The organism is Micromonospora sp. CNZ296 (genome assembly GCF_007827635.1).
Genome location: NZ_VISW01000008.1, coordinates 36,770 through 61,661, shown reverse-complemented (window position 1 = coordinate 61,661; position 24,892 = coordinate 36,770). Strand labels below are relative to the sequence as shown.

Below are 24,892 nucleotides of genomic sequence, written 5' to 3'. Positions count from 1 at the left end.
GGGTTACCTCCGAGCGGTGAGCAGGACCCGCACGGCCGGCACGAGGAACTGCACCAGCGCGGCGAGGACCAGCAGTGAGGTGGTGATGCGGACGAACGGCGGGGTGGGCAGGACGAGGACCAGCAGGGCGGCGTTGGTCATCGCGACGCGCTGCGGGCCGTGCCGCTCCAGCAGGGCGGCGCGGCGGCGCACCGGCGCGGGTCCGCCGCCGAGCACCACGGGCAGCAGGTGGGTCAGGGCTCCGACGAGGACCTGGGCGACGAAGCCGACCAGCAGCGGGAGCAGCACCGCACCGAAGCGGTCGGCCGCGCCGGCCGGGTCCGCAGCGGGCAGCAGCGTCGCGGCGTCCACGGCGAGAGCGACCATCAGCCAGCCGCCGGCCGCGGCGAGCGACCAGGACGCGAACGCGTACGGGGGGCGGGTGCGCGCGACGGCCAGCGCGGGGCGCAGGGCGATCAGCGCGCCGAGGGCGAACAGGCTCAGCCCGGCCGCGGCGACGACCCGCCACCAGGCGAGCAGGCCGACGCCCAGCAGGACGAGTCCGGTCGTCGCCACCGGCAGCGCGACGGTGGCGGCGCGGACCGCACCGTCGGCCATCCGGGTACGCAGCACGGTGGGCCAGAGTGTCAGCAGCGTCCCGAGGACGGTCAGCGTCACCCAGCCGAGCAGGTTCACGTGCGCGTGGAACAGCAGCAGCCGGGGGCGCAGCGGGTCGTCGATCACCAGCATCCCGGCGCCGACCGGCACGCCGGCGAGCAGGGCCACGGTCGCCGCCAGGTAGTAGCGGACCGTGACGGAGAACCGGGCCGGCAGGGCGCGGCGCAGCCGGCGGGTGAGCGCGACGAGGTGGGCGGTCACCGCGACGAAGACCAGCGTAGCGCCCGCCACGCCCAGCCAGGGGCGGTCGGCCGTGCCGCCGGTCAGGACCGCCAGCACGCCCACGTTGAGCGCGGCCAGCCGGGCCGCCTCGGCGCGGCGGCGGTCCGGGGCGGGAGCACGCAGCACGGCGGCGGCGAAGTGGGCGCTCCACACCACGACGGCGTTGCTGACCGCACCGAGCAGCAGCAGGTGGATGGCCGTCCAGCGCCACGCCGGGAGGAACGGATGGACGAAGGCGAGCACGACCAGCCCGGCCAGGTAGGCCAACGGCAGCGCAGCGACCCGGCGGTGCCAGCCGGCCCGCCCAAGGCCCGCCGCCACGGCCGGAGCGGTCACCGGGCCGGGGGCCGGGGCGGCGGGACCGGCCGACGCGACTGCCGAGACGGTCGGCCCGGCCCCCAGGCCCGAGGGCGCGGTCGGGGCGGAGTCGCCGCGGGTGCCGGCCATCACCGCACCGCCGGCACGACCGGCGGGACGACCGCCGTCCGGGTCCGCCGCCGGGCGGCGCGGACCAACGCGGCCACCACTCCGCCGACGAAACCGAGCACCGCCAGGACGTTGCCGACGCCGCCCCAGCGCCACCCGGCCGGCACGCCGAGCACGTCGCCGACCAGGACCCGGATCGTCAGGGTGGTGTGCAGCAGGGCGAGCGGGGCGTACAGCCACGGCCCGTAGGGCAGTGGGCGGCGAAGCACCGCCGGCAGGATCACCGGAGCGTGCGCGAAGATCATCGACATGGTGAAGCCCAGGAAGACCAGGTGCAGGGTGGCGTCGTAACGGGAGCCGCCGGTGACCGGCCCGGCGCCGGCCCACAGCAGGCCGGCCAGCGCCAGCCAGGCGTACCCGGTGAGCAGGCCGACCGCGACGTAGCGGGGCAGGCCGACGGCGCGCACCGTGCGGCGGGCGACGTCGCAGACCACCAGCCAGGCCACCGTCGCGAGCAGGCCGACCCCGAAGAGGTACGCCCCGACGGCCGGCCAGAGCGCGGTGGCGGTGGCGCCGGCGGTCAGCATGCCGAGGGCGGCGAGGAACCAGCCGACGCCGTGCCGGGGCAGCGTGAGGTGAGCGAGTTCCAGACGCTCCCCGGCGATGGTGGCCACCACGAAGGTGGCCAGCCAGGGCACGATCTCCGGCACGCTGAGGCCGGCGAGCCAGAGGAGGGTGGCGGCGTACCAGCTCAGCGCGCCGGTGACCTGGGCCAGCAGCGCCGGGCCGGGCTGCCGCCACCACAGTCGCTGGTAGATCAGCAGCAGCAGCACCGAGGCGAGCACGAGCAGCAGCCGGCCGGGCAGGCTCGGCCCGGTCAGCACCAGCAGCACCGCTCCGGCGCCGGAGCAGGCGGGCGCGAGCAGGGCCCACCGGGTGCCGAGGGCCACCGCGCGTTCCAGCGCCACCAGGGTGCCGACGAAGCCCAGCACCATCAGCGGGCCGTGCACCTGCTCCAGTGGGATGTGAGGCGCGGGCACCGGCAGGCCGAGCAGCAGCAGGGCGGCGTAGAGACCGCTCACCAGGGCGAAGCCGCCCGCGGCGAGGACGGGGAGCCGCCACTGTACGGCGAGCGGCCGTGGGTTCATGCCGGCTCTTCGGTGATATTCGGCAGGGCCAGCCGCACCACGCAGGCGTCGGGTGCGCCGAAGGGTTCGAGCACGGCGCCGGCCGGTGAGGCACCGGCGTGTTCGAGCGTGCCGCGGACCACGCCGACGTGCAGGGCGCAGATCGCGTCGGGGTTGCGGTTGACCAGCTCCAGGAAGGGACAGGTGTGCAGGTGGATCTCGGTCGCCCCGTCGGCCGTCCGGTGTCGGCGGGGACTGAAGCCCAGCCCGCGCAGGACGTCGAGCAGCGTATCGACCGGCTCCATGCCGGGCGGGGTGGCGGCGGCGAGGTGGCGTCCCCAGTCCTGGCCGGCGCGGGTGGCCTCCGCCCGGACGTCGCCGTGGCCACGCCGCGACAGGTGGTCGAGCAGTGCGGCGGCGAGTGCCCGGTACGGCGCGGGGGCCGGGGCCTCCGCGACGGCCACCCGGTAGCGCCACGCCGGCCGTCCGGGCTGGCCCCCACTGGCCCGCGCCTTGACCAGCAGTCCTGCGTCGACCAGGCGGTCGAGGTGGGCGCGGGCGGTGGACAGGTGCAGGCCCGTCCGCTCCCCCACCTCGGCGATCGTCATGCCGGCGCCGGCGGCGCGCACGAGCTCCAGGATCGAGGCCCGGCTGGCGGTGCCGAGAGCCCGGTGGCGCTGCGGGTCGATGGTCTCGCCGACCGGCCCTGTTCTCGGGGTTTCCACGTTAGATAACGTTACAACGTCGTTCAACCGCAAAACCCTGGAGGGTTCCATGTCCGCCTCACGCTCCCCGGCCGACCGCGAGGCCGCGCAGGCCGTCGTCCGGCACCACGCCCAGCTCGCCGCCGACCTCGACCGGCACGTCGGAAGCCTGCTGACCGCGGCCGACCAGGGTGACGCCGCCGGCGCGCTCCGGCACCGCGACGAACTGCTCCGATGGCTCCGCGACGAACTGCTGCCGCACGCGCACGCCGAGGAGGACTCCCTCTACGCCGCCGCCGGTGAGCGGGCCGAGGGTGCGCTGCTGGTCCGGGGCATGCTCGACGAGCACCAGGCGATCACCGGCCTGGTCGCCGAGCTGGAGACCGGCAACCGGCCAGTACGCCTCGCCGGCACCGCGCGCGCCCTCGCCGCGCTCTTCGCCGTCCACCTGGCCAAGGAGAACGACCTGGTCGTCCCGCTGCTGGTGGACGCGGCCGACGTCTCGCTGGCGAAGTTGCTGGAGGGGATGCACGATCTGCTCGGCTCCTCGGAAGTCTCGAATGGCGGCGGTTGCGGCGGGGGTGGCTGCGGCTGCGGTGGTGATCGGGCACCGGCCGACGCGCCGGCCCCGACCCTGACCATCGATCCCCGGCTGGACGTCCGGCAGCTCCCGCACGACCAGCGCCACGCGCGGGTGCTGGCGGCGCTGGAGGCGCTGCCGGCCGGTGGAGCGCTGGTGCTGGTCGCCCCGCACGCACCCCGCCCGCTGCTGGCCGAGGTCGCAGCCCGCTACGGCGACGGCATGACCAGCGAGTGGCTGCAGGACGGGCCGGACGTGTGGCAGATCCGGCTCTCCCGCCGGCCGGTGACGGTCTGAGCAGTCTGTCGGTGCCAGGGCGGTGGGGATCAGGGCCCGCCGTCCCGGCGTACCGGGCCGTCCGGCCCTGCTGACGGAGGTTGCCGGTGCGCACGATGGAGTCGCCCACCCTCGTGGTCAGGAGACGAAGTGTGCAACTACTGCGGCTGTCGGGAGTTCCCGCTGATCGGCCGGCTCTCGGCCGAGCACGAGGCGATCGCGAACGCGGCCGGCCGGCTGCGCGGCGCGGTGCGGGCCTCCGGCCCGGACGCCCTGGTGGCGCTGGACGCGCTGCTGGCGCTGCTGATGCCGCACACCTCCACTGAGGAGGACGGCCTCTTCGTGGAGCTGCGGGCCGAGGGCAGCCTGGCCGGGGCGGTGGCGAAGCTCTGCGCGGAGCACGACGACATCCACGGCGTGCTCGGCGGCGTCGACCGGGCCGACCCGGACTGGCCCGCAGTGCTGGCCGCCCTGGACCGGCTCCACCGGCACATCGACAACGAGGAGCACGGTCTCTTCCCGGCCGCGGTGATCGCGCTGCCGATCCCGGCCTGGGACCGGATCACCCCGGCGGAGGCGGCGGCCAGGTGAGCCGGCCCGGATGTCGGCCGCTGCCGACGCCGCCCCGCGGCCACCGGCGGTGCGCCTCGGTGGTCTTGACCGGCACGGTCTCGCCGAGGTCGTAGAGGGCGTCGAGCACGTCCTCGGTCTGCCCGCGTCGCGGCCGCCCAGCGCGGCGCCCCACCCGGCCGGCACCAGGAAGAACACGCTCCACGGTGGCCCCGGTCCCGAACCTGCCCGGCGATCTCCGGCAGGGTGACACCGAGACGGCCGGGCCCCGCTCCGTGCCCCGCCGGTGACCGCCCGACCGGGCCCGAAGTCCCGCCACGGACCCGCAGGTACAAAGCCGATGATCTCGGGACCTTCGGCCCGGTTTCCCGAGGTTGTACGTCGGCACCATGGCCAGGACGCCCTCGCTCGGGGTTGCGCTCCGGCGCATCTGCCGAGAACGTGGGGCAGGACGGCCATCTATCGAAGGAATGAGGCGTATGTCGCGAGCCACCGATAGTGCGGGGCGGGCGCTGCTGGCCGTGGGCGGCCTCGTACGCCGGGCCGAGGTCTCCGCCGACGGCCGGACATTGCACCAGATCGGCGGCCGGGAGGCGGACGCCTTCTACCGGGACCGCTGGTCCTACGACAAGGTGGTGCGCTCCACGCACGGGGTGAACTGCACCGGCTCGTGCTCCTGGAAGGTGTACGTCAAGGACGGCATCATCACCTGGGAGCAGCAGCAGACCGACTACCCGAGCGTCGGGCCGGACCGGCCGGAGTACGAGCCTCGGGGCTGCCCCCGGGGTGCCGCCTTCTCCTGGTACACCTACTCCCCCACCCGGGTGCGCTACCCGTACGCGCGGGGCGTGCTGGTGGAGATGTACCGGGAGGCCAGGGGGCGCCTCGGTGATCCGGTGGCCGCGTGGGCGGACATCCAGGCCGACCCGGAACGACGCCGCCGCTACCAGAAGGCCCGCGGCAAGGGCGGCCTGGTGCGGATCACCTGGGACGAGGCGCAGGAGATGGTCGCCGCCGCGCACGTGCACGCGATCGCCGAGTACGGCCCGGACCGGGTCGCCGGCTTCTCCCCCATCCCGGCCATGTCGATGGTGTCGCACGCCGTCGGCGCCCGGTTCCTGTCCCTGCTCGGCGGCTCGATGCTGTCGTTCTACGACTGGTACGCCGACCTGCCGGTGGCCTCCCCGCAGGTCTTCGGCGACCAGACCGACGTGCCCGAGTCCGGGGACTGGTGGGACGCCTCCTACTTCGTCATGTGGGGCTCCAACGTCCCGGTGACCCGCACGCCGGACGCACACTGGATGGCCGAGGCGCGCTACCGGGGGCAGAAGGTCGTGGTGGTCAGCCCCGACTTCGCCGACAACGTCAAGTTCGCCGACGAGTGGATGCCCGCCCAGCCGGGCACCGACGGCGCCCTGGCGATGGCGATGGGGCACGTCATCCTCAAGGAGTTCTTCGTCGACCGGCGCACCCCACGCTTCGTCGACTACGTCCGCAGGTTCACCGACCTGCCGTTCCTGGTCACCCTGGAGCCGGGTGCCGACGGGGCGTACCGGCCGGGCAAGTTCCTCACCGCCGACGACCTGGGCGAGACGGACAAGGAGGCGGCCTTCCGGACGGTGCTCTGGGACTCGGCCACCGACGCTCCCGCCGTGCCGCGGGGCAGCCTCGGCCACCGTTGGGGCGAGCAGCAGGGCCAGTGGAACCTGGACCTGGGCGACCTGGAGCCGGCGCTGACCTGCCTCGGGGCGGGCGACGCGGTGGAGGTGGAGCTGCCTCGGTTCGACACCGACACCCCGCAGGCGCTGCGCCGGGGCGTGCCGACCCGCACGGTGCGGGGCCAGTTGGTGACCAGCGTCTTCGACCTGGTGCTGGCCCAGTACGGGGTGGGCCGCGACGGCCTGCCGGGCCAGTGGCCGACCGGGTACGACGACGTCGAGGCGCCGTACACGCCGGCGTGGCAGGAGCCGGTCACCGGGGTGCCGGCGGCGCAGGTGGCCCGGGTGGCGCGGGAGTTCGCCGACAACGCGGACCGCTCCGGCGGACGGTCGATGATCCTGCTCGGCGCCGGCACGAACCACTGGTTCCACTCCGACGCCACCTACCGGGCGATCCTGGCGCTGGTCACCCTCACCGGCTGCCAGGGGGTCAACGGCGGCGGCTGGGCGCACTACGTGGGGCAGGAGAAGTGCCGCCCGGCGACCGGCTGGGCGCAGCTCGCGTTCGGCCTGGACTGGGTCCGCCCGCCCCGGCAGATGATCGGCACCGCCTTCTGGTACGTGCACACCGACCAGTGGCGCTACGACACCTACTCCGCCGACGTGGTCTCCTCCCCCACCGGCACCGGCGCGTTCGCCGGCAAGCACACCATGGACCTGCTGGCCCAGTCGGTCCGCTCGGGGTGGATGCCGTCGATGCCCACCTTCGACCGCAGCCCGCTCGACCTGGCCGACGAGGCTCTCGCCGCCCGGCCGGACGACCCGGCGGGCTGGGTGGCCGAGCGGCTCGGCGAGGGCGACGTGAAGTTCGCCTGCACCGACCCGGACGCGCCGGAGAACTGGCCACGGGTGCTGACCGTCTGGCGGGCCAACCTGCTCGGCTCGTCGGCCAAGGGCAATGAGTACTTCCTGCGGCACCTGCTCGGCACCGACGCGAACCTGCGCGCCGAGGAGGCGCCGGAGGAGTTGCGGCCCAAGGACGTGACCTGGCGGGAGGAGGCCCCGGAGGGCAAGCTCGACCTGCTGCTGAGCCTGGACTTCCGGATGACCTCCACGACGCTCTTCTCCGACATCGTGCTGCCCGCCGCCACCTGGTACGAGAAGCACGACCTGAGCAGTACCGACATGCACCCGTTCGTGCACGCCTTCACCCCGGCGATCAACCCGCCGTGGCAGACCCGGACCGACTTCGACGCCTTCCACGGCATCGCGAAGGCGTTCTCCACGCTCGCCGGGCCGCGGCTGGGCGTACGCAAGGACCTGGTCGCGGCGCCGCTGCTGCACGACACCCCGGACGCGATGGCGACCCCGCACGGCCGGGTCCGCGACTGGGCGGCGACCGGGGAGACCCCGGTGCCGGGCCGGACCATGCCGAAACTGGTGGTGGTCGAGAGGGACTACGGCGCGATCGCCGACAAGATGGCCGCGCTCGGGCCGCTGATGGACACCCTCGGCACCACCGGCAAGGGCTTCTCGGTCGACGTGCGGCCGGAGGTCGAGTATCTGCGCCACAAGAACGGTGAGGTGCGCGGCGGCGCCGCGGACGGGCGGCCGTCGCTGGCGAAGGACACGCACGCCTGCGAGGCGATCCTGGCGCTGTCGGGCACCACCAACGGGCGGGTCGCCACCGCGGGCTTCCGGGACGTGGAGAAGCGCACCGGGGTACGCCTGGCGGACCTGGCGGCCGAGCACGAGGGCAAGCAGATCACCTTCGCCGACACCCAGTCCCGCCCGGTGCCGGTGATCACCAGCCCGGAGTGGTCGGGCAGCGAGCACGGCGGCCGGCGCTACTCCCCGTTCACCATCAACACCGAGCGGCTCAAGCCCTGGCACACGCTCACCGGCCGGCAGCACTTCTTCCTCGACCACGACTGGATGCACGAGGCCGGCGAGGCGCTGCCGATCTTCCGGCCGCCGTTGGACATGCACAAGCTCTTCGGCGAACCGAGACTCGGCCGCAACGGGGAGCTGGAGATCACCGTCCGCTACCTCACCCCGCACTCGAAGTGGTCCATCCACTCCGAGTACCAGGACAACCTGATCATGCTCACGCTGTCCCGGGGCGGGCCGACGATGTGGATGAGCGAGGCCGACGCGGCGAAGATCGGCGTCCGGGACAACGAGTGGATCGAGGCGGTCAATCGCAACGGCGTGGTGGTCTGCCGGGCCGTGGTGACGCACAAGATGCCCGAGGGCACGGTCTACATGTACCACGCCCAGGAACGGGTGATCGACGTGCCCAAGTCGGAGACCAACGGCCGGCGCGGCGGCATCCACAACTCGCTGACCCGGCTGCTGGTCAAGCCCACCCACCTCATCGGCGGGTACGCGCAGCTGTCCTTCGCGTTCAACTACCTCGGCCCGACCGGCAACCAACGCGACGAGGTCACCGTGATCCGCCGCCGCTCCCAGGAGGTGCAGTACTGATGCGGGTCATGGCACAGATGGCGATGGTGATGAACCTCGACAAGTGCATCGGCTGCCACACCTGCTCGGTCACCTGCAAGCAGGCGTGGACCAACCGCTCCGGCGTCGAGTACGTCTGGTTCAACAACGTGGAGACCCGCCCCGGGCAGGGCTACCCGCGCACCTACGAGAACCAGGAGCGCTGGCAGGGCGGCTGGGTGCGGACCCGCTCCGGCAAGCTCAAGCCACGCTCCGGTGGCCGGGTGAAGAAGATGTTCAGCATCTTCGCCAACCCGAAGCTGCCGTCCATGCAGGACTACTACGAGCCGTGGACGTACGACTACGAGCACCTGATCAACGCGCCGGCCGGCGAGGACACCCCGGTGGCCCGGCCGAAGTCGCTGCTCACCGGCCAGGATACGAAGATCACCTGGAGCGCCAACTGGGACGACTCGCTCGCCGGCGGCAACGAGATCGCCGCCGGTGACCCGGTGCTGGCGAAGGTCTCCGGCCAGGTGAAGCAGGAGTTCGAGAAGACCTTCATGTTCTTCCTGCCGCGCATCTGCGAGCACTGCCTCAACCCGTCCTGCGCGGCCTCCTGCCCGTCGGGGGCGATCTACAAGCGGGCCGAGGACGGCATCGTGCTGGTCGACCAGGACCGCTGCCGGGGCTGGCGGATGTGCGTGACCGGCTGCCCCTACAAGAAGGTCTACTTCAACCACCGCACCGGCAAGGCCGAGAAGTGCACCTTCTGCTTCCCGCGCATCGAGATCGGCCAGCCCACCATCTGCTCCGAGACCTGCGTGGGGCGGCTGCGCTACCTCGGGCTGATGCTCTACGACGCCGACCGCGTCGCCGAGGCCGCCGCCATCGCCGACGAACACGACCTGTACGACGCGCAGCGGTCGGTCTTCCTCGACCCGCACGACCCGGCCGTGGTCGCCGCCGCCCGCGAGGCCGGCATCCCGGACGACTGGATCGACGCCGCGCAGCGCTCGCCGATCTGGGACCTGATCATGCGCTACGAGGTGGCGCTGCCGCTGCACCCGGAGTACCGGACCATGCCGATGGTCTGGTACATCCCGCCGCTGTCGCCGGTGGCCGACGCGCTGCGCGAGACCGGCCACGACGCGGAGGAGGCCGGCAACCTCTTCGGGGCCATCGACGCGCTGCGCATCCCGGTGGAGTACCTCGCCGAGCTCTTCACCGCCGGCGACCCGGAGCCGGTGCGCGGGGTGCTGAACCGGCTCGCCGCGATGCGCTCCTACCAGCGCCGGATCAACCTGGGCGAGGAGCGCGACGAGTCCATCGCCGCCGCGGTCGGCATGACCGGCGCGGAGATGGACGAGATGTACCGGTTGCTCGCCATCGCCAAGTACGAGCAGCGGTACGTCATCCCCGCCGCGCACGCCGAGGACGCGCACCGGCTGGAGAAGATCGCCACCGAGTGCAGCCTCGATTACGAGGGCGGCCCCGGGATGGGCGGCGGCGGCCCGTACGGCCAGGGGCCCTTCGGGGAGTCCTCCGGCACGCCGGTGCCGGTCCAGGTGGAGACCTTCCACATGCTGCGCGACCGGCAGACCGCGGAGGGCTTCACCGACCCGGGCGACGAACCCCGCCGGGTCAACCTGCTCAACTGGGACGGCAAGGGCAGCCCGAAGGGCCTCTTCCCGCCCCGCAGCCGCGAATCCGCACCCGTCGACGGAGGTAACCCGTGAGCCGGCCGACCTGGCGGCCGGTGGCCGCCCGCGCGGCGTCCCTGCTGCTGCGCTATCCCGAAGAGGAGGTCCTCGCAGCGCTGCCCACCGTGCGGGCCGCGCTCGACGGCCTGCCGGCCGAGGTCGCCCGACCGCTGCGCGAGGTGGTCGCCCACCGGGAAGCCGCCGCGCCGGTCGACCTGCGGACCGCCTACGTGGAGGTGTTCGACTTCCGGCGCCGCTGCTGCCTGCACCTGACGTACTACACCTGCGGCGACACCCGTCGCCGGGGTGAGGCGCTGGTCGACTTCGCCGCCGCGTACAAGGCGGCCGGACTGACCGTCGTCGACGGCGAGCTGCCCGACTTCCTGCCCGCCGTCCTCGACCTGGCCGCCGCCGACGACGAGGGGTGGCGGCTGCTGCGGGAGAACCGCGTCGGCCTCGACCTGCTGGTCGAGGCGCTGGGGCGGGAGAAGTCGATATACCGGCAGGCCGTCGCCGCCGTCCGGGAGATGCTGCCGCCCGCCCAGCCCGGGGACATCGCCGCCGCCGCCCGGCTGGCCCGCACCGGGCCGCCGGTGGAGCAGGTCGGACTCGAACCATTCGGACTGGTCGACACGACTGGAGGACGCCGATGAACATCCTGCTGTGGGTGGTGTACCCGTACCTGTCGATCGCGATCCTCGTCGGCGGGCTGATCTGGCGCCACCGCTACGACAAGTTCGGCTGGACGACCCGATCCTCCCAGCTCTACGAGAGCAGCATCCTGCGGTGGGGCAGCCCACTGTTCCACTTCGGAGTGCTGATGGTCCTGATCGGACACATCGGTGGCCTGGTGGTCCCGAAGTCCTGGACCGAGGCGGTCGGCGTCACCGAGCACACCTACCACCTCATGGCCGTGTTCATCGGCACGGTGGCCGGCTTCTGCACCCTGATCGGGCTGGGCATCCTGATCGCCCGCCGCCGGTTGACCGGGCCGGTCTTCGCCGCCACCACCCGCAACGACAAGGCGATGTACGTGGTGCTGGCGGGGGTGATCGTGCTGGGCCTCTGGGCCACGGTGCGGGCCAACGTCGCCGGCCCCGGCTACGACTACCGGGAGACCATCTCCCCGTGGTTCCGGTCGCTGTTCTACCTCCGCCCGGACCCCGAGATCATGGCCGGCGTCCCGGTGGGCTTCCAGATCCACATCCTGGCCGCCTTCGCGCTCTTCGCGTTCTGGCCGTTCACCCGCCTCGTCCATGCGTTCAGCGCTCCGGTCGGCTACGCCACCCGCCCCTACGTCGTCTACCGCAGCCGGGACGACCGGCCCGGACTGCGGCCGACCCGCCCCGGATGGGAGGGGCCGCCCCGGCTGCCCACCCCGCGCGGCGGTCGGACCCGCTCACGCCGGTGACCACCGCACCGCACCACACCGGCAGTCACCATTCGTCCCGACCCGCGACGGAGTGGGCCGCGGCGCGGGCGCTGGCCCACCGGCTCCCCGCTCCCCTGCCCGCGGAGTCGGTACCGCTGGCCTCCGCCGCCGGCCGGACCCTCGCGGCGCCACTTGTCGCGGCGGTCCCGCTGCCCGGGTTCGACAACTCCGCGATGGACGGATACGCGGTGCGCGGTCCGGGCCCGTGGCGGGTGGTCGGCCAGATCCTGGCCGGTCGCACCCACGCCGTCGCGCCCCTGGTCGAGGGGACCGCCGTAGAGGTGGCCACCGGCGCTCCCGTCCCGGGCCGGGCGGACCGGGTCGTGCCCTACGAGATCGCCGACCGGATCGGTGACGTCCTGCGGGCGGTGCCGGGCGACCGTCGGCACATCCGGTGCGCGGGCGAGTACGCCGCCCGCGGTCAGGAACTGGTGCCCGCGGGTTCGCCGGTCACGCCGGCGGTGCTGGGGCTGGCCGCGAGCGTCGGCCTCGACCACCTCACCGTCCGGGCCCGACCCCGGGCCCGCCTGTTGATCAGCGGCGACGAGGTGGTCCACGCCGGCCGTCCCCCGTGGGGCAGGGTCCGGGACGCGATCGGCCCGATGCTGGCCCCGCTGCTGTCCGCCTGGGGAGCGGACCTCCTCGGTCCGCGAATGGTCGGCGACCAGCCCGACTGGTTCGCCGGGGCGATCGCGGACAGCACGCGAGACGCCGACGTGACGGTCGTCTGCGGGGCGTCCTCCGTCGGCCCGGCGGACGGGCTGCACGCGTCGCTGCGGCACCTCGGGGCCGTGGCGCACGTGGACGGGGTGCGGTGCCGGCCCGGGCACCCACAGGTCCTGGCCCAGGCCGGGGCCCGCTGGATCGTCGGCCTGCCGGGCAACCCGTACGCGGCGCTGGTCGCCGCGCTCACCCTGATCGACCCGCTGCTCACCGGGCTGGCCGGACGGCCGCCGGCCGATCTGGACACCGCCGTCCTCACCGATCCGTTGCGCCTCGACGAGCGGAACACCCGGATCGTGCCGGTCCGGCGCGGCGCGCGGGGCCTGCGGCTGGTCGACGGGGCGCACCCGGGATACCTGGGCGCGGCGGCGGACGCCGACGCGCTGGCCGTGGTGCCGCCCGGTTGGCGTCCCGGCACCCCGGTCGGTCTGCTCACCCTGCCGTGGCAGGTGGGACGTCCTCCTGGGCCGGGTCTTCCGGCCCTGCCGGGGTGGGTTGGCTCGAGCGAGGCTCGTACCGGTGAAGCGGACCGCCGAATTCCCCTTTGACGCCGCGACAGCAGCACGACGATCCCGACGGAGTTGAACGATGACCAGCATCCGTGACCGGCAAGCCGGGTCCACCGCCCCGGTCGGGCGTCCCGAGGCCACCTCCGGCGCCGCCCTCCAGCTAGCCATGGCCACCCTCGGCTTCCTGGTGAACTTCTGGGCATGGGCCCTGCTCGGTCCGCTGGGCCCCGGCATCAAGGAACGGCTGGGGCTCGGCTTCGCCGCGCAGTCCCTGCTCGTCGCGGTGCCGGTGATCGTGGGCTCGCTGGGCCGCATCCCGGTCGGCGCGCTCACCGACCGGTACGGGGCCCGGGTAGTCTTCCCGCTGGTCACCGTCGCCACCATCGTGCCGGTGCTGACCCTCACCACGGTCTCCTCCTACCCGGCGCTGATCGTGACCGGCTTCTTCCTCGGCATCGGCGGCACCGCCTTCGCCGTCGGCGTCCCGCTGGTGTCCGGCTGGTATCCGCCGGCCCGGCGCGGCTTCGCCATCGGCGTGTTCGGTGTCGGCATGGGTGGCACCGCGATCGCCAACTTCACCACCGTCCGGCTGGCCGACGCCTACGGGGAGCGGGCCCCGTTCCTGCTGGTCGCGGCGATCCTGGCGGCGTACGCGGTGCTGTCGTTCCTGCTGCTGCGCGACGCGCCGGGCCCGGCCCGGCCCACCGGGTCGGCCTGGCAGCGGCTCGCCGGCGTCGCCCGGCTGACCGTCACCTGGCAGCTGTGCTTCCTGTACGCGGTCGGGTTCGGCGGGTTCGTGGCCTTCAGCGTGTACCTGCCGGCGTACCTGCGCACCGCCTACGGGCTCAGTGCCGCGGACGGTGCGCTGCGGACCGCCGGGTTCGTCGTGCTCGCCGTGCTGGCCCGCCCGGTGGGCGGCTGGCTCTCCGACCGGCTACACCCCGTGCCGGTGCTGGTGTGGTGCTTCTCCGGGGTGGCCGGGTTCGCCGTCGTGCAGGCCTTCCAGCCGGCCCTGATGCCGGTGGCCACGGTCGCGCTGCTCGGCATGGCGGTGCTGCTCGGCGCGGCCAGCGGCGCGGTGTTCGCCTTGGTCGGCAAGGTCGCCCCCGCCGATCAGGTGGGCGCGGTCACCGGGCTGGTCGGGGCCGCCGGCGGGCTCGGCGGGTTCGTGCCGCCGCTGATCATGGGCTGGGTGTACGGGTCGCAGGGCTCCTACGCCATCGGGCTGATGCTGCTCTCCGACGTGGCGCTGGCCGCCGCGGTGTTCACCGCGGTGAAGATGGGAGGCCTGGCCCGCCGCGCCGGTTGACGGTCCCGGTACGGCCTGACCGGCGCCGGACCGGTCGGGCCAGGCACGACAAAGCTGAATCCGGGTAAACGCCAGCCCCGTGCCGAGCCGCCGTGATAATCCTTCTACTATGCGGTTGTAGTAGAAGAGGATGTCGGGGCGGCCGACCTCTGGGGGTGGGATGCGACACGTGAGGGTGGGGCGTCCACCGGCGCGCGCGCCGCTGCGGCTGGCGCTTCTCGTCGCCGTGACGCTCGGCGTGTTCGGCATGCACACCCTCGGCCACCCGGGCGAACCCGGAGCCGCCCACGCGAGCACCGCCCACCGGAGCGCCGCCGCGCCCGCCGCCGAACACGGACCCGACGGCTCGCCCGGACACCGGGGCGGGGAGCACGCGTTCACCGTGTGCCTGGCGGTGCTGGGCGGCGCACTGATCCTCGGCGTCCTGTCCCTGCTGCGGTCCCGCCATCGCGGCGCACGCACGCCGACCGGCCACCGCCGGCGGGTGATCAGCCCGGATCGAGGTCCACCCCGCCGGCCCATCGGGCTGCGACTGCGAGCCGTCACGGTCCTGCGCACGTGAGCAGACCCCGGTCCGGCGCCTCGCCCGAACCGACGGCCCTGTTCCGACCCACCTCACGACAAGGACCACGTACCAGATGACGCCAACCATCCTGCGTCGCGCCGCCCTCGCGGGCGTCGCCCTGTCCGCCCTGCTCACCGTCGCCGCCTGCGGCGGCGCGGACGACGCCGGCGGCATGACGCACGACGCCGGCAGTGCCACGCCGAGCGCCTCGTCCTCGGCCACCGCCACCGCCAACGACGCGGACGTGATGTTCGCCCAGATGATGATCCCGCACCACCAGCAGGCCGTCGCCATGGCCGACCTGGCCCCGACGCGCGCGAGCGACAGCGAACTGAAGGACCTGGCCGCAAAGATCAAGGCGGCGCAGGATCCGGAGATCGCCACCATGAAGGGGTGGCTCACGGCCTGGGGCAAGCCCACGGACCTGCCCAGCGACCACAGCATGCCCGGCATGAGCGCCACGCCCGGGCACGGCATGCCGGGGATGGACGCGGGGATGCCCGGCATGATGTCCGAGCAGCAGATGACGGACCTCGCCGCGGCGAAGGGCCCCGCGTTCGACAAGATGTTCGCCGAGATGATGATCGCCCACCACAAGGGCGCCATCGACATGGCCCGGACCGAGCAGGCCGACGGGAGCAACCCCGAGGCCAAGGCGCTGGCCGCCAAGATCGCCTCGGATCAGGCCGCCGAGGTGCAGACCCTGCAGAAGATCCTCGACCGCCTGTAGCCGGCGTGGTGCGGCCGGTTTCGGCCTTGGCGTCGGAACCGGCCGCACCGCCGCGCGGTGACTCCGCCGCGTCGCCTCGCGTACCCTGAGCGACACGAAGGAGGGCACGTGGCGGAACTGGGCAAACTCGAATCGGCCGTCATGGACGTGCTGTGGCGTGCCTCTGATCCGGTGCTCGTGCGCGACGTCCTCGACGCGGTGACCACCGAGCGGGCGCTGGCGTACACGACCGTCCTCACCGTGCTGGACAATCTGCACCGTAAGGGCTGGGCCGTTCGCGAGAAGGACGGCAAGGCCTACCGCTATCGCGCCGCCGGCACCCGCGAGGAGATCACCGCGCGCACCCTGCGTCGGGTCATCGAGACGAGCAGTCATCCCGACCTGGTGCTCATGCACTTCGCCCGGTCCGCCTCCGACCACGAGCTGCACATCCTGCGGCGGGTCCTCGACGAGCGGAAGTCCGAGGCGTGAGCCTCGCGCTCGCCCTCGTCACCGGCGCCGCGGCCGTGGCCTGGTGGGGTCCCGCCGCGCTGCGGTGGTGCTTCCGGCATGTCGCCGATCCCGTCGCGATGCTGCTCGGCTGGCTCGGCCTGCTCGTCGCGATGATCGCCACCTTTCTCCTGGCCACCGTGATGCTCCTCGCCCCGGGCAGCACCCGGCAGTGGGCACTGCACGACCTCGCTCGCGTCTGCTGGCACTGGGCCCAACCCAGCCGGCCGGCCGCCGTCGACGAGGTCGTCGGGGCGGTAGGGGCCCTGCTCCTGCTGACCGTGCTCGCCCGCTTCACCATGACCTGCACCCAGCGGGCCTACCGCGCCCACCGCGCCCGTCGCGCCCACGCCGACCTGCTCACGCTCGCCGGCGGGCCGCCTGCGTCCGGTGAGGCGGTGCTGTGGATTCCACACCCGACCCCGATGGCGTACAGCATCGGCGGATCCCGCGGACTCACGGTCCTGGCCAGCGCCGCCGGTGACCTGCCGGCAGAGCAGCTCGCCGCGGTGCTCAGCCACGAACGCGCCCACCTGCGCGAGCGCCACCACCTCCTCGTCGGCGCAGTGGAGGGGCTCGCGGCGGCCGTACCGTGGCTGCCACTGACCCGGCAGGCGCCCTCGGCCGTACGCCTGCTCGTCGAACTGCGCGCCGATGCCGCCGCGGTCCGCGAGTGCGGCCCGAGCGCCGTACGCGACGCGCTGCTGACCTTCGCCGGCGCGCCGCACCCACCGTCGGCGCTGTCGATGGCCGGCGCCGAGGTGGCCATCCGACTCCAACGCCTTCAGGGGTACCGGCCGGACCGCCGCAACGTGCTCGCCCGCGCCGCGCTCGCCTCGGCCACCCTGGCCGCACCCCTGGTCGTCGGCGTGGCCGCCGGCATCCTGTTCTGCCTGTAACCCCCGCGACCCCGTCCGCGACACGCGGCCGTGCGTCCGGTGGGCGTTGCCTACGTGCCGGCGTTGACCAGGATCGCGGTGACCAGCAGGACAGCGACCATCAGCACCGCCTCGACCAGCACCGTGCGACGCAGGCGACGCGTGCCGCCCGGCACGGGATCGTCCAACCGGGGTACCACCCGCCTGCTGTTGTAGAGCCCGATGACGGCGACGACCGCCACCAACGCGACCTTGACCAGCAGCACCCGCCCCCAACTGGTGCTCACCAGGTGACCCGGCCGGTCCAGGATCGCCACGGTCAACGCGACGCCGGCGACTCCGGTCAACGTCACCGCCGCCGTGGCCGGCACGGAGAACCGCACCGCCATCTCGGCGGCCCCGGTCGGCGCACCGAGACGTGCACGCCCCAGCAGCAGCGCGGCCAGGAGCAGGACCCCACCGACCCACACGGCTGCGGCGAGAGTGTGCGCGACGTCCGCCGCCACGACGATCATCCGCGGTCGCGCGGTGACGGTGTGCCCGTCGAGCAGGAACGAACCCACCAGCAGCGCCACGGTGACACCCAGAAGCACAGGCCGGACCGCGCGCGCCCGGACCCGGTGCGCGTCGTCGTCGTGCGCTTCGCCGACGGTGGGCACGACCAGGGGTTGAGGGTCGGTCGGGATACCGGCGACGGTCGCTGCGGCGTGCCGACCGACCGCGTGCCGGCCCCGGATCAGCGCCGGCTCCAAGGACCCGGCCACGAGCAACCCGGCCGCGCCGGCGAGCCGCAGACCCAGGCCGGCGGCCACCGGTGTACGACTGAGCGCGGTCAACGCCTGTGTGCCGGCCGCCGAGGCGAGACCACCATCGGCACTGAACACCGCCGCCAGCGCCGCGAGTTCGAGCACCGCGCCGGCTGCCACCGTCAGCCCGGCCGCCCGCACCCAGACCTGGACCAGCTGGATGTCGCGGCGCGTTCCCACCAGCGTGGTCAACGCGAAGACCAGACCACCGACACCGAGCAGGATCGCCCCGTAGGACAGCCACCGGCCCGCCACGCCGACGAACCGCACCGCCCCCTGTTCGGCGTCAGCGGTATGACCCACCGCGTGCCCGCCGGCATGGGCCGACGGCGACGCCGACGGCAGTCCTGGCACACCGTGACCGGCATGCCCGGGCGGACCGGCGGTGGGCCGGGGCGTGGCCGTCGCCCCGGGTGCCGCAGCCGACGGAACCACAGTGAACGCCACGTCGCCGGTCAGCGGGTGAGCATCAGGGGCGGCGACACTCCACCGCAGCGCGAACTCCCCGCCGGTCAACGGGGCGGCCGGGTGCACCAGCCACGTACGACCCCCGTCCGGGGTGTGACTGGTCACCGCAACGGCCTCGCCGTCGCGGGAAAGCCGGAAACCGGCCCCGGTGGGCGTGCCGGGCGCGCTGAACGTCAGCCGGACCTCTCCGACAGCGCCACTCACCCGCGCGCCGTCGGCCGGCACGGCCTTGACCAGCTTGAAGTGCGCGGCGGCCGGCGAGGCGAACCCGAGCACCACGAACAGGGCTGGACACCACGCCAGCCATACCAGCAGCACCCACCGTGCCACGCCACGCATCGGCAACCTGCGCCGGGAAGACCTCGTCGATGCGGCGGACACCGTCAGGCCACCTGGGCATGCCGCGAGAAAGGCACTGCTGAACCCTCCGTCGAGAAGACATGGACCCGGCGCCCATCGCTCCGACCTGACGCGGTCGCCATCATAGGGCAACTACTAGCAAGGAGTAGTAGCTCACTGGTGCCGCGCAAATCGACGGCGGCCCCGCCAAGGTCGGACACGCGCAGGTCACCAGGGCTCGGGCAGGCCACCGGCGTCGCGGTGTCCGCGTCGGACCGGCCACCCCGCGACCGGGCAGACAGTGGCTCTGGTCACGATCTTCGGGCCGGATCGTCGTGACCAGCGCTTTCAGCGCCGGGAACGTTCCGGACGTGCGGTCACGAAGGGCGCAGACCGCGCTAGTTTTGCGCCGTGCGTGGGTATCGGATCGGCATCCTCGGTCGGATCGAGGTGAGCATCGACGGTGTGGCCGTGTCGCTCGCCCCGCTGGAGCGGGCACTCGTCGCGAGCCTGGCGGCCCACCACGGACGCATCGTCTCCGTCGACCGCCTGATCGACGGGCTCTGGCCGTACGATCCGCCCACGGGGGCGCGCAACCGGGTCCAGGCGGTCGTCGCCTCGGTCCGCCGCGGCGCGAAGCCGGAGCTGATCCTCACCCGCTCGCCCGGCTACCAGCTGAACCCCGTGGCGGTCGTCGACTCGGCGGAGTTCGCCGCCGAGGTAGCGGCCGCCGCGGCCACCGCCGATGCCCGCCGCGCCGTGGAGCTGCTCGACCGGGCGCTGGCGCGCTGGCGCGACGACGCGTTCGTCGACGTCGGGTCGCGGCTCGTCGAGTACGAGCGCGATCGGCTTCGTGAGCTGCGCGAGCACGCGACGGAGCTGCGCGCCGAGGCACTGCTCTCGCTCGGTCTGCACCGGGAACTCGTGCCGGAGCTGACCACGCTGGTCCGCGACCGACCCCTGCGGGAGCGGCTGCGTGGCCAGCTGATGGTGGCCCTGCACCGCAGCGGCCGACAGGCGGAGGCGCTCGCCGTGTACCGGGCCGGGGTCCGGGTGCTGGCGGAGGAGCACGGCATCGACCCGGGGCCGGAGCTGCGGCAACTGCACCGGGAGATCCTCGGCAGCGAGCAGGAGACGTCCCCGCGGGGGTGGGTGCGCCCCAACCAGCTTCCCGGAGTCACCGGTGACTTCGTCGGGCGGGACAAGGAGCTGGGGCTGCTGCTGTCGTTGCTGGGGCGCACCCCGACGGTCGCCGGGGTCGCCCAGGTGATCGTCGTGACCGGGCTGGCGGGAACGGGCAAGACCACGCTGGCGCTGCGCGCGGCCCACGAGAGCCGGCACCGCTTCCCCGGGGGGTGCCTCTACGCGGACCTGCGCGGCAACACCCCGGATCCGGCGCGGCCCGGCACGGTGCTCGGCGCGTTCCTGCGCGCCCTCGGCGTGGCCGGCGAGGCGATCCCGGCGGCGGCCGAGGAGCGCGCGGCGCTGTACCGCTCCGTGCTCGCCGACCAGACCTTGCTGGTGATGTTGGACAGCGCGGCGGACGCGGCGCAGGTGCGTCCGCTGCTGCCGCCCGGCGGCAGCGCTGTCGTCACGAGCACGGGAGCGCTGCCGGGGCTGGCGGGCGCCGAGGTCGTCCCGCTCGACGTGCTGCCGATCGACGACGGCCTGGACCTGCTGGCCGGGCTCGCCGGCGGCGAGCGAATCGACCGGGAGGCCGGGGCCGCCGCCGACGTTGTGGAGCTGTGCGGTCGCCTGCCGCTGGCGTTGCGAATCGCCGGCGTGCGGCTGGCCGAGCGGGAGGCGATGACCGTGGCGCGGTTACGCGAGCGGCTGCGCGACGAGCGACGGCGCCTCGACGAACTCTCCCTCGACGGGCTCGACGTGCGCAGCAGCTTCACCGTCGGGTTCGAGCGGTTGCCGCAGCCCGCCGCGCGGCTGCTCGCGGTGCTCAGCCGCACGTCGCTGCGCAGCTTCGGCATGTGGGACGAGACCACCGAGCCGCTGCTGGAGCAGCTGTGCCGGGCCCACCTGCTGACCGACGACGCCAGCGGCCGGGCACGCATGCACGACCTGGTCAGGCTCGTCGCCCGGGAACGCACCGAGGTCCCCGTCGACGAGGTCGTCGCCTGGTACGCACGGCTGCACGCGTACGCCGAGCGGGCCGACGCGTCGCTGCCCTGCGGGGCCCTGCCGGTGGCCGACGCGGGGCCGGCGCTCGACGCCTGGGAGGCCGTCGACTGGTTCGAGGCGGAGCGGGAGAACCTGGTCGCGGCGGTGCAGGACCTGCTGCGGCTGGGCGCCGTCGACCTGGCGGGGCGGTTGGCCTGCACGATGGGCAACTTCGCGACGATGCGCAGCCAACACCTGCCCGAGCTGGTCGACTGTCTGCGCGCCGTGCTCGGCCGCCACGCCGAGCTGCCGTCGGCGACCCGGATGTCGCTGCGGCTGCACCTGGGCACGGCGTACCGGTCGCTGAACCGGCACGCCGAAGCCGTGCCGCTGCTGCGCGCGGCGCAGCGGGCCGGCCGCGGGCGGTGGGTGGCGCACCGCCTCGTCGCCCTGCAGGGCTACTCGCTGTGCTGCCGCCACCTCGGCAGGTTGCGGGAGGCGGACGCCGCGCTGCTGGTGATGGTGCGGCTGTGCGCCGCGCACTGGCCGGTCGGCCGCGTCGGCGGGCACGTGCTGCTGGCCCTCGGCATGCAGCACGGGCAGTACCGGCTCACCTCCCCGTTCGCCTTGGACGCCTGCGCTGCGGCCCTGCGGGTCTTCGTCGACGACGGCGACCTGTGGGGCGAGGCGCTCGCGCGGGAGACCATCGGGCTGCTGCACCGGCACGCCGAGCAGTGGCCGCCAGCCGTGGAGCAGCTTCGGCAGGCGGTGGCCGCCGCGCGCCGGCTCGGCGATCGGATGAGCGTGACCACGGCCGAGCAGGCGCTGGCCGCGACGCACCTTGCGGCCGGCGACGGCGAGGCGGCACGGCGGCTGCTGCGGCGTACGGTGCTCGCGTTCCACGAGCTGCGTCACGAGTGGGGCGAAGCGATCTCCCGGCGGCTGCTCGGCAAGGCGCACCTCGAGGAGGGCGACGCGGACCGGGCGGTGGTGGAACTGGAGAGTTCGGTGGCGATGCTGCGCGGCGTCGGGCAGCCGTTCCCGCTGGCGAACTCGCTGCACCTGCTCGCGCGGGCGCAGGCCACCCTCGGCAGGCACGACCGGGCCGTCGCGCTGGGCGAGGAGGCGCTGCACATCTTCGAGCACTTCGACTCCGCGTACGTCGACGACCTGCGCGAATCGCTGACGCGTTGGCGGAGCGCAGCCGGCGCGCAGTAGGAGCGCAGGGCGCGCGCAGCGGCACCCAGCACAGTGATGGCAGTCACCCACCAAGGAGGTCTGCCATGACCAAGCTCATCAACCGCGTCGGCGACGCGATGCTCAGCAAGGTGCTCGGCCGCGAGGTGGCCGGCGCCTGCGTGCCGGAGCACGGCCAGTCGTGCTGCGCGGTGTCCAACGGCTACTGCTCGGGCGGTTCGTACTTCCGCTACTACCGGCGGAGCACCCTGTCCTGCACCGGCGTGTGCTCGGTCACGACGTCGTCGCCGATCTGCTACACGAAGAAGGTCGGCGTCTGCTGACCTGGCTCATCCTCGGGGGCCGCGCCGGCGGCGCGGCCCCCACTCCCCGCTGACTCGTTGAGGAGTTCCCATGCCGGGTTTCGCCTACGCCGCCATCGCCGTGATCGGCGCGGTCGCCGTGCTCAACCTCGTCCTGACCCTGGCCCTCGCCCGGCGGCTCCGGGAGACGCAGACCGCCGCCGCCCACGACGGCGGGGCCGCCCCCGAGGTGCTGCCCGCCCCGGGCCTGGAGGTCACCGGCTTCCCGCACGTCGACCTGACCGCAGGTCGGCGCACGGTGGTCATGCTGACCCCCACCTGTCCACCGTGCCAGACCATCCTGGACACCCTCACCGTCGACGCCCGGCGCTACCGCCACGACACCTTCGTGTTCATGATCGGCATGCCGGAGGACACGGTGGAGATGGCGCCCCGCCTGGCCGACTTCGACACGGCGACCATCAACGAGGACCAGGCGGAGAAGGAGTTCGGGGTCAAGGGCTTCCCCGCCGTGCTGTCGGTCGTCGACGGCGTCGTCGTCAACTCCAGCCACCAGCTTCCGGTCCTGGCCTGAGACGTGGCCACGTTGCGAGCCGCCCTGCGACTGGGCTGCGCGGACCGCAGGGCGCTCGCCGCCACGGTCGCCCTCGTCGTCATCGGCGCGGCGCCCCCGATCGGCGTCGCGTGGTTCACCAAGCTGCTGTTTGACGAGGTCGGCAGGGGCCGCTCGGCCGACCCGTCGACCGCCACCTGGTACGCCGTGGCGATCGCCGTCCTGGGCGCGCTGGCGGCGATCGCCAGCCGGGTGTCCGGATACTTCACCACGGCCCTGCAGAACGCGATCACGATCGCCGCCGACGTGCGGCTGTACCGGAAACTGAACACCTTCGTCGGGCTGGGCCCGTTCGAGCAGCCGGCCCTGCGCGACCGGCTGGCGCTGGCCCAGCAGGCCGCCACCCAGGCGCCGTACGTGGTCGTCATGTTCGCGGTCGACGTGGCCCAGAACGTCGTCACCATCGGCGGCTTCGCCGTGATCCTGACGTCCCTCTGGCCGCCGGCCGGTCTGCTCCTGCTCGCCGTGGCGGTGCCCGACTTCCTCATCCAACTGCGACTGTCCCGGCGGACCGCGCGGGCCGTGGAGGAGAGCGCCAGCCTGTTCCGGGCCCGGTTCCTGTTCCAGACCGTGCTGACCGACCTGCGCGCCGCCCGGGAGGTGCGCCTCTACCACCTCGGCCGTTTCTTCCACGACCGGCTCATCGGCGCGGTGCGCTCGGCCGCCGGGATCGAGCTGGCCGCCGCCCGGCACACCACGACGGTGCAGGCGTGCTGGGCGTTGGCCGGCGCCGCGGTGACCCTCACCGCGACGGTGTTCGCGGTGAACGCCACGGTCCGTGGCCGGCTCAGCCTCGGCGACCTCACCCTCCTGCTGGCCGCGTTCACCGCGGCGCACAGCGGCCTGGCCGGCATCGCCGCCCAGCTCGGCGAGGCCGGTGCCGCCATGCGGCTGTTCCGGCACTACGTCGCCGTCCTCGACAGCCCCACCGACCTGGTCGACGGGACCGTGCCGGCGCCGCCGCTGCGCACCGCGATCAGGTTCGAGGACGTATGGTTCCGCTACGACGAGGACGGCCCCTGGGTCCTGCGGGGCGTCGACCTCACGATCACCGCCGGGCAGGCCGTCGGGCTCGTCGGACTCAACGGGGCCGGCAAGAGCACCCTGGTCAAGCTGCTCTGCCGGTTCTACGACCCGGACCGCGGCCGGATCACATGGGACGGGGTGGACCTGCGCGAGCTGCGGATCGAGACGGTGCGCCGGCGGATGGGCGCGGTGTTCCAGGATTTCATGTGCTACGACCTCACCGCCGAGGAGAACGTCGGCATCGGCCGGCTGCCGCACACGACCGAGCAGGTCGCCGAGGCCGCCGCGCACGCCGAGATCCACGACCGCCTCCGCGCCCTCCCCCACGGGTACGCCACGCTGCTCAGCCGCACCTTCGCCGGCCAGGACGGCGAGCCCGGCGTGACGCTCTCCGGCGGGCAGTGGCAGCGGGTCGCGCTCGCCCGGTCCCTGATGCGCGCCGACGCCGACCTGCTCATCCTGGACGAGCCCAGCTCCGGGCTCGACGCGGACGCCGAGACCCGCGTGCACGCCTCGCTGACCCGGATCCGCCACGGCCGCACCGGGCTGCTGATCTCCCACCGGCTCAGCACCCTGCGCGACGCGCGGCGCATCGTCGTGCTGGACGCCGGGCGAGTCGTCGAGTCGGGCACGCACGACGAGCTGATGGCGGCCGACGGTGAGTACGCCCGGCTCTTCCGCCTCCAGGCGGACGGCTACCAGCTGGCGGCGACATGACCGGCTGGCTGCGCCGCCGCTGGCGCCTCGTGGTGGTGAGCGGGCAGAGCATGGCGCCGACGCTGCGGGACGGCGACCGGCTCATCGTCCGCGTCGGCCGGGCGCCCGCCGTCGGTGACCTCGTCGTCTTCCGGGCCCGCGACGTCGTCCCCGCCTCCGACCTGACGTGGATGGTCAAGCGGGTGCACCGGGTCGAACCGGACGGCGCCGTGACGGTACGGGGCGACAACACCCACAGCCAGGACTCGCGGCATTTCGGCGCGGTGCCACCCGAGGCGGTCCTCGGCGTGGTCAGAGGGAGGCGATGAC

The 24,892-nt window shown here is 73.7% G+C and carries 21 protein-coding genes and 1 pseudogene; 17 read left to right on the top strand and 5 right to left on the bottom strand.

Going from position 1 to position 24,892, the window contains the following annotated elements; genetic code table 11:
- Positions 1-3: 3 nt before the first annotated feature.
- Genes FB455_RS15225 through FB455_RS15215 form a run of 3 tightly spaced genes read right to left on the bottom strand, consistent with a single transcriptional unit; the run spans position 4 to position 3,208 of the window.
- Entirely contained in the window at positions 4-1,326 is a 1,323-nt protein-coding gene (locus tag FB455_RS15225) for a hypothetical protein (RefSeq protein ID WP_145753757.1), read from the bottom strand.
- Positions 1,326-2,453 carry a hypothetical protein gene (locus FB455_RS15220; protein ID WP_145753755.1) on the bottom strand — a complete coding sequence of 376 codons (1,128 nt, stop codon included), beginning with the start codon at positions 2,451-2,453 and terminating at the stop codon, positions 1,326-1,328. Before FB455_RS15220 ends, FB455_RS15225 begins: the two co-directional genes overlap by 1 nt.
- Positions 2,450-3,208 carry a helix-turn-helix transcriptional regulator gene (locus FB455_RS15215; protein WP_420915193.1) on the bottom strand — a complete coding sequence of 253 codons (759 nt, stop codon included), beginning with the start codon at positions 3,206-3,208 and terminating at the stop codon, positions 2,450-2,452. The genes FB455_RS15220 and FB455_RS15215 overlap by 4 nt, the downstream gene beginning before the upstream one ends.
- Here FB455_RS15215 and FB455_RS15210 point away from each other — a divergent pair.
- Positions 3,207-4,013, top strand: a complete 807-nt coding sequence (locus FB455_RS15210; RefSeq protein ID WP_123109490.1) for a DUF2249 domain-containing protein — start codon at positions 3,207-3,209, stop codon at positions 4,011-4,013. The two genes, FB455_RS15215 and FB455_RS15210, sit on opposite strands and share 2 nt — an antisense overlap.
- Positions 4,014-4,142: 129 nt before the next feature.
- Positions 4,143-4,583: a hemerythrin domain-containing protein gene (locus FB455_RS15205; RefSeq protein WP_013287109.1), complete on the top strand. Its 441-nt coding sequence runs from the start codon at positions 4,143-4,145 to the stop codon at positions 4,581-4,583.
- 49 nt (positions 4,584-4,632) lie between these two features.
- Here the strand turns inward: FB455_RS15205 and FB455_RS15200 are convergent.
- Positions 4,633-4,807: pseudogene (locus tag FB455_RS15200) on the bottom strand (radical SAM/SPASM domain-containing protein); the annotation flags it as partial.
- Between the two features lie 234 nt (positions 4,808-5,041).
- Here FB455_RS15200 and FB455_RS15195 point away from each other — a divergent pair.
- The 10 genes from FB455_RS15195 to FB455_RS15150 all read left to right on the top strand — a co-directional run bounded on the left by FB455_RS15195 (position 5,042) and on the right by FB455_RS15150 (position 17,024).
- Positions 5,042-8,707: a nitrate reductase subunit alpha gene (locus FB455_RS15195; RefSeq protein WP_145753754.1), complete on the top strand. Its 3,666-nt coding sequence runs from the start codon at positions 5,042-5,044 to the stop codon at positions 8,705-8,707.
- Positions 8,707-10,404, top strand: a complete 1,698-nt coding sequence (narH, locus tag FB455_RS15190) for a nitrate reductase subunit beta (RefSeq protein WP_013476247.1) — start codon at positions 8,707-8,709, stop codon at positions 10,402-10,404. The genes FB455_RS15195 and narH overlap by 1 nt, the downstream gene beginning before the upstream one ends.
- Complete coding sequence (gene narJ, locus FB455_RS15185; protein ID WP_145753751.1) at positions 10,401-11,021, top strand: nitrate reductase molybdenum cofactor assembly chaperone; 621 nt, start codon at positions 10,401-10,403, stop codon at positions 11,019-11,021. The genes narH and narJ overlap by 4 nt, the downstream gene beginning before the upstream one ends.
- Positions 11,018-11,779, top strand: coding sequence for a respiratory nitrate reductase subunit gamma (gene narI / locus FB455_RS15180; RefSeq protein ID WP_030268129.1), 762 nt, complete (start codon positions 11,018-11,020; stop codon positions 11,777-11,779). Before narJ ends, narI begins: the two co-directional genes overlap by 4 nt.
- Positions 11,776-13,071: a molybdopterin molybdotransferase MoeA gene (locus tag FB455_RS15175; protein ID WP_145753749.1), complete on the top strand. Its 1,296-nt coding sequence runs from the start codon at positions 11,776-11,778 to the stop codon at positions 13,069-13,071. Before narI ends, FB455_RS15175 begins: the two co-directional genes overlap by 4 nt.
- A gap of 127 nt (positions 13,072-13,198) precedes the next feature.
- Positions 13,199-14,341, top strand: coding sequence for an MFS transporter (locus FB455_RS15170; protein ID WP_174361801.1), 1,143 nt, complete (start codon positions 13,199-13,201; stop codon positions 14,339-14,341).
- Between the two features lie 160 nt (positions 14,342-14,501).
- The gene (locus FB455_RS15165) at positions 14,502-14,903 is read left to right on the top strand and encodes a DUF6153 family protein (RefSeq protein ID WP_030268124.1); all 402 of its coding nucleotides are present in this window, start codon (positions 14,502-14,504) and stop codon (positions 14,901-14,903) included.
- Between the two features lie 76 nt (positions 14,904-14,979).
- Positions 14,980-15,636, top strand: a complete 657-nt coding sequence (locus FB455_RS15160; protein ID WP_030268123.1) for a DUF305 domain-containing protein — start codon at positions 14,980-14,982, stop codon at positions 15,634-15,636.
- Positions 15,637-15,744: 108 nt separating this feature from the next.
- A complete protein-coding gene (locus tag FB455_RS15155) occupies positions 15,745-16,107 on the top strand; it encodes a BlaI/MecI/CopY family transcriptional regulator (RefSeq protein ID WP_013287118.1) in 363 nt (120 codons plus the stop codon).
- The gene (locus tag FB455_RS15150) at positions 16,104-17,024 is read left to right on the top strand and encodes a M56 family metallopeptidase (RefSeq protein WP_013476241.1); all 921 of its coding nucleotides are present in this window, start codon (positions 16,104-16,106) and stop codon (positions 17,022-17,024) included. The genes FB455_RS15155 and FB455_RS15150 overlap by 4 nt, the downstream gene beginning before the upstream one ends.
- A 50-nt stretch (positions 17,025-17,074) precedes the next feature.
- Here the strand turns inward: FB455_RS15150 and FB455_RS15145 are convergent, their stop codons facing one another.
- Complete coding sequence (locus tag FB455_RS15145) at positions 17,075-18,616, bottom strand: copper resistance CopC/CopD family protein (protein WP_030268119.1); 1,542 nt, start codon at positions 18,614-18,616, stop codon at positions 17,075-17,077.
- A gap of 411 nt (positions 18,617-19,027) precedes the next feature.
- Between FB455_RS15145 and FB455_RS15140 the strand changes: the two genes are divergently transcribed.
- From FB455_RS15140 to FB455_RS15120, 5 genes are all read left to right on the top strand, one after another.
- Positions 19,028-21,946, top strand: coding sequence for an AfsR/SARP family transcriptional regulator (locus tag FB455_RS15140; protein WP_030268117.1), 2,919 nt, complete (start codon positions 19,028-19,030; stop codon positions 21,944-21,946).
- A gap of 65 nt (positions 21,947-22,011) precedes the next feature.
- Positions 22,012-22,248, top strand: a complete 237-nt coding sequence (locus FB455_RS15135; protein ID WP_013287122.1) for a hypothetical protein — start codon at positions 22,012-22,014, stop codon at positions 22,246-22,248.
- Between the two features lie 70 nt (positions 22,249-22,318).
- Complete coding sequence (locus tag FB455_RS15130; RefSeq protein ID WP_030268115.1) at positions 22,319-22,801, top strand: hypothetical protein; 483 nt, start codon at positions 22,319-22,321, stop codon at positions 22,799-22,801.
- 3 nt (positions 22,802-22,804) lie between these two features.
- Positions 22,805-24,583, top strand: a complete 1,779-nt coding sequence (locus tag FB455_RS15125) for an ABC transporter ATP-binding protein (RefSeq protein ID WP_030268113.1) — start codon at positions 22,805-22,807, stop codon at positions 24,581-24,583.
- A complete protein-coding gene (locus FB455_RS15120) occupies positions 24,580-24,891 on the top strand; it encodes a S24/S26 family peptidase (RefSeq protein ID WP_013287125.1) in 312 nt (103 codons plus the stop codon). The genes FB455_RS15125 and FB455_RS15120 overlap by 4 nt, the downstream gene beginning before the upstream one ends.
- The last annotated feature ends 1 nt before the right edge of the window (position 24,892 follow it).

Bases quoted from the DNA above. Each gene is read 5' to 3' on its own strand.
- FB455_RS15225 (WP_145753757.1), bottom strand. From the start codon at position 1,326: ATGGCCGGCACCCGCGGCGACTCCGCCCCGACCGCGCCCTCGGGCCTG.
- FB455_RS15220 (WP_145753755.1), bottom strand. From the start codon at position 2,453: ATGAACCCACGGCCGCTCGCCGTACAGTGGCGGCTCCCCGTCCTCGCC.
- FB455_RS15210 (WP_123109490.1), top strand. From the start codon at position 3,207: ATGTCCGCCTCACGCTCCCCGGCCGACCGCGAGGCCGCGCAGGCCGTC.
- FB455_RS15215 (WP_420915193.1), bottom strand. From the start codon at position 3,208: ATGGAACCCTCCAGGGTTTTGCGGTTGAACGACGTTGTAACGTTATCT.
- FB455_RS15195 (WP_145753754.1), top strand. From the start codon at position 5,042: ATGTCGCGAGCCACCGATAGTGCGGGGCGGGCGCTGCTGGCCGTGGGC.
- narH (WP_013476247.1), top strand. From the start codon at position 8,707: ATGCGGGTCATGGCACAGATGGCGATGGTGATGAACCTCGACAAGTGC.
- narI (WP_030268129.1), top strand. From the start codon at position 11,018: ATGAACATCCTGCTGTGGGTGGTGTACCCGTACCTGTCGATCGCGATC.
- FB455_RS15170 (WP_174361801.1), top strand. From the start codon at position 13,199: ATGGCCACCCTCGGCTTCCTGGTGAACTTCTGGGCATGGGCCCTGCTC.
- FB455_RS15165 (WP_030268124.1), top strand. From the start codon at position 14,502: ATGCGACACGTGAGGGTGGGGCGTCCACCGGCGCGCGCGCCGCTGCGG.
- FB455_RS15160 (WP_030268123.1), top strand. From the start codon at position 14,980: ATGACGCCAACCATCCTGCGTCGCGCCGCCCTCGCGGGCGTCGCCCTG.
- FB455_RS15145 (WP_030268119.1), bottom strand. From the start codon at position 18,616: ATGCGTGGCGTGGCACGGTGGGTGCTGCTGGTATGGCTGGCGTGGTGT.
- FB455_RS15135 (WP_013287122.1), top strand. From the start codon at position 22,012: ATGACCAAGCTCATCAACCGCGTCGGCGACGCGATGCTCAGCAAGGTG.
- FB455_RS15130 (WP_030268115.1), top strand. From the start codon at position 22,319: ATGCCGGGTTTCGCCTACGCCGCCATCGCCGTGATCGGCGCGGTCGCC.
- FB455_RS15120 (WP_013287125.1), top strand. From the start codon at position 24,580: ATGACCGGCTGGCTGCGCCGCCGCTGGCGCCTCGTGGTGGTGAGCGGG.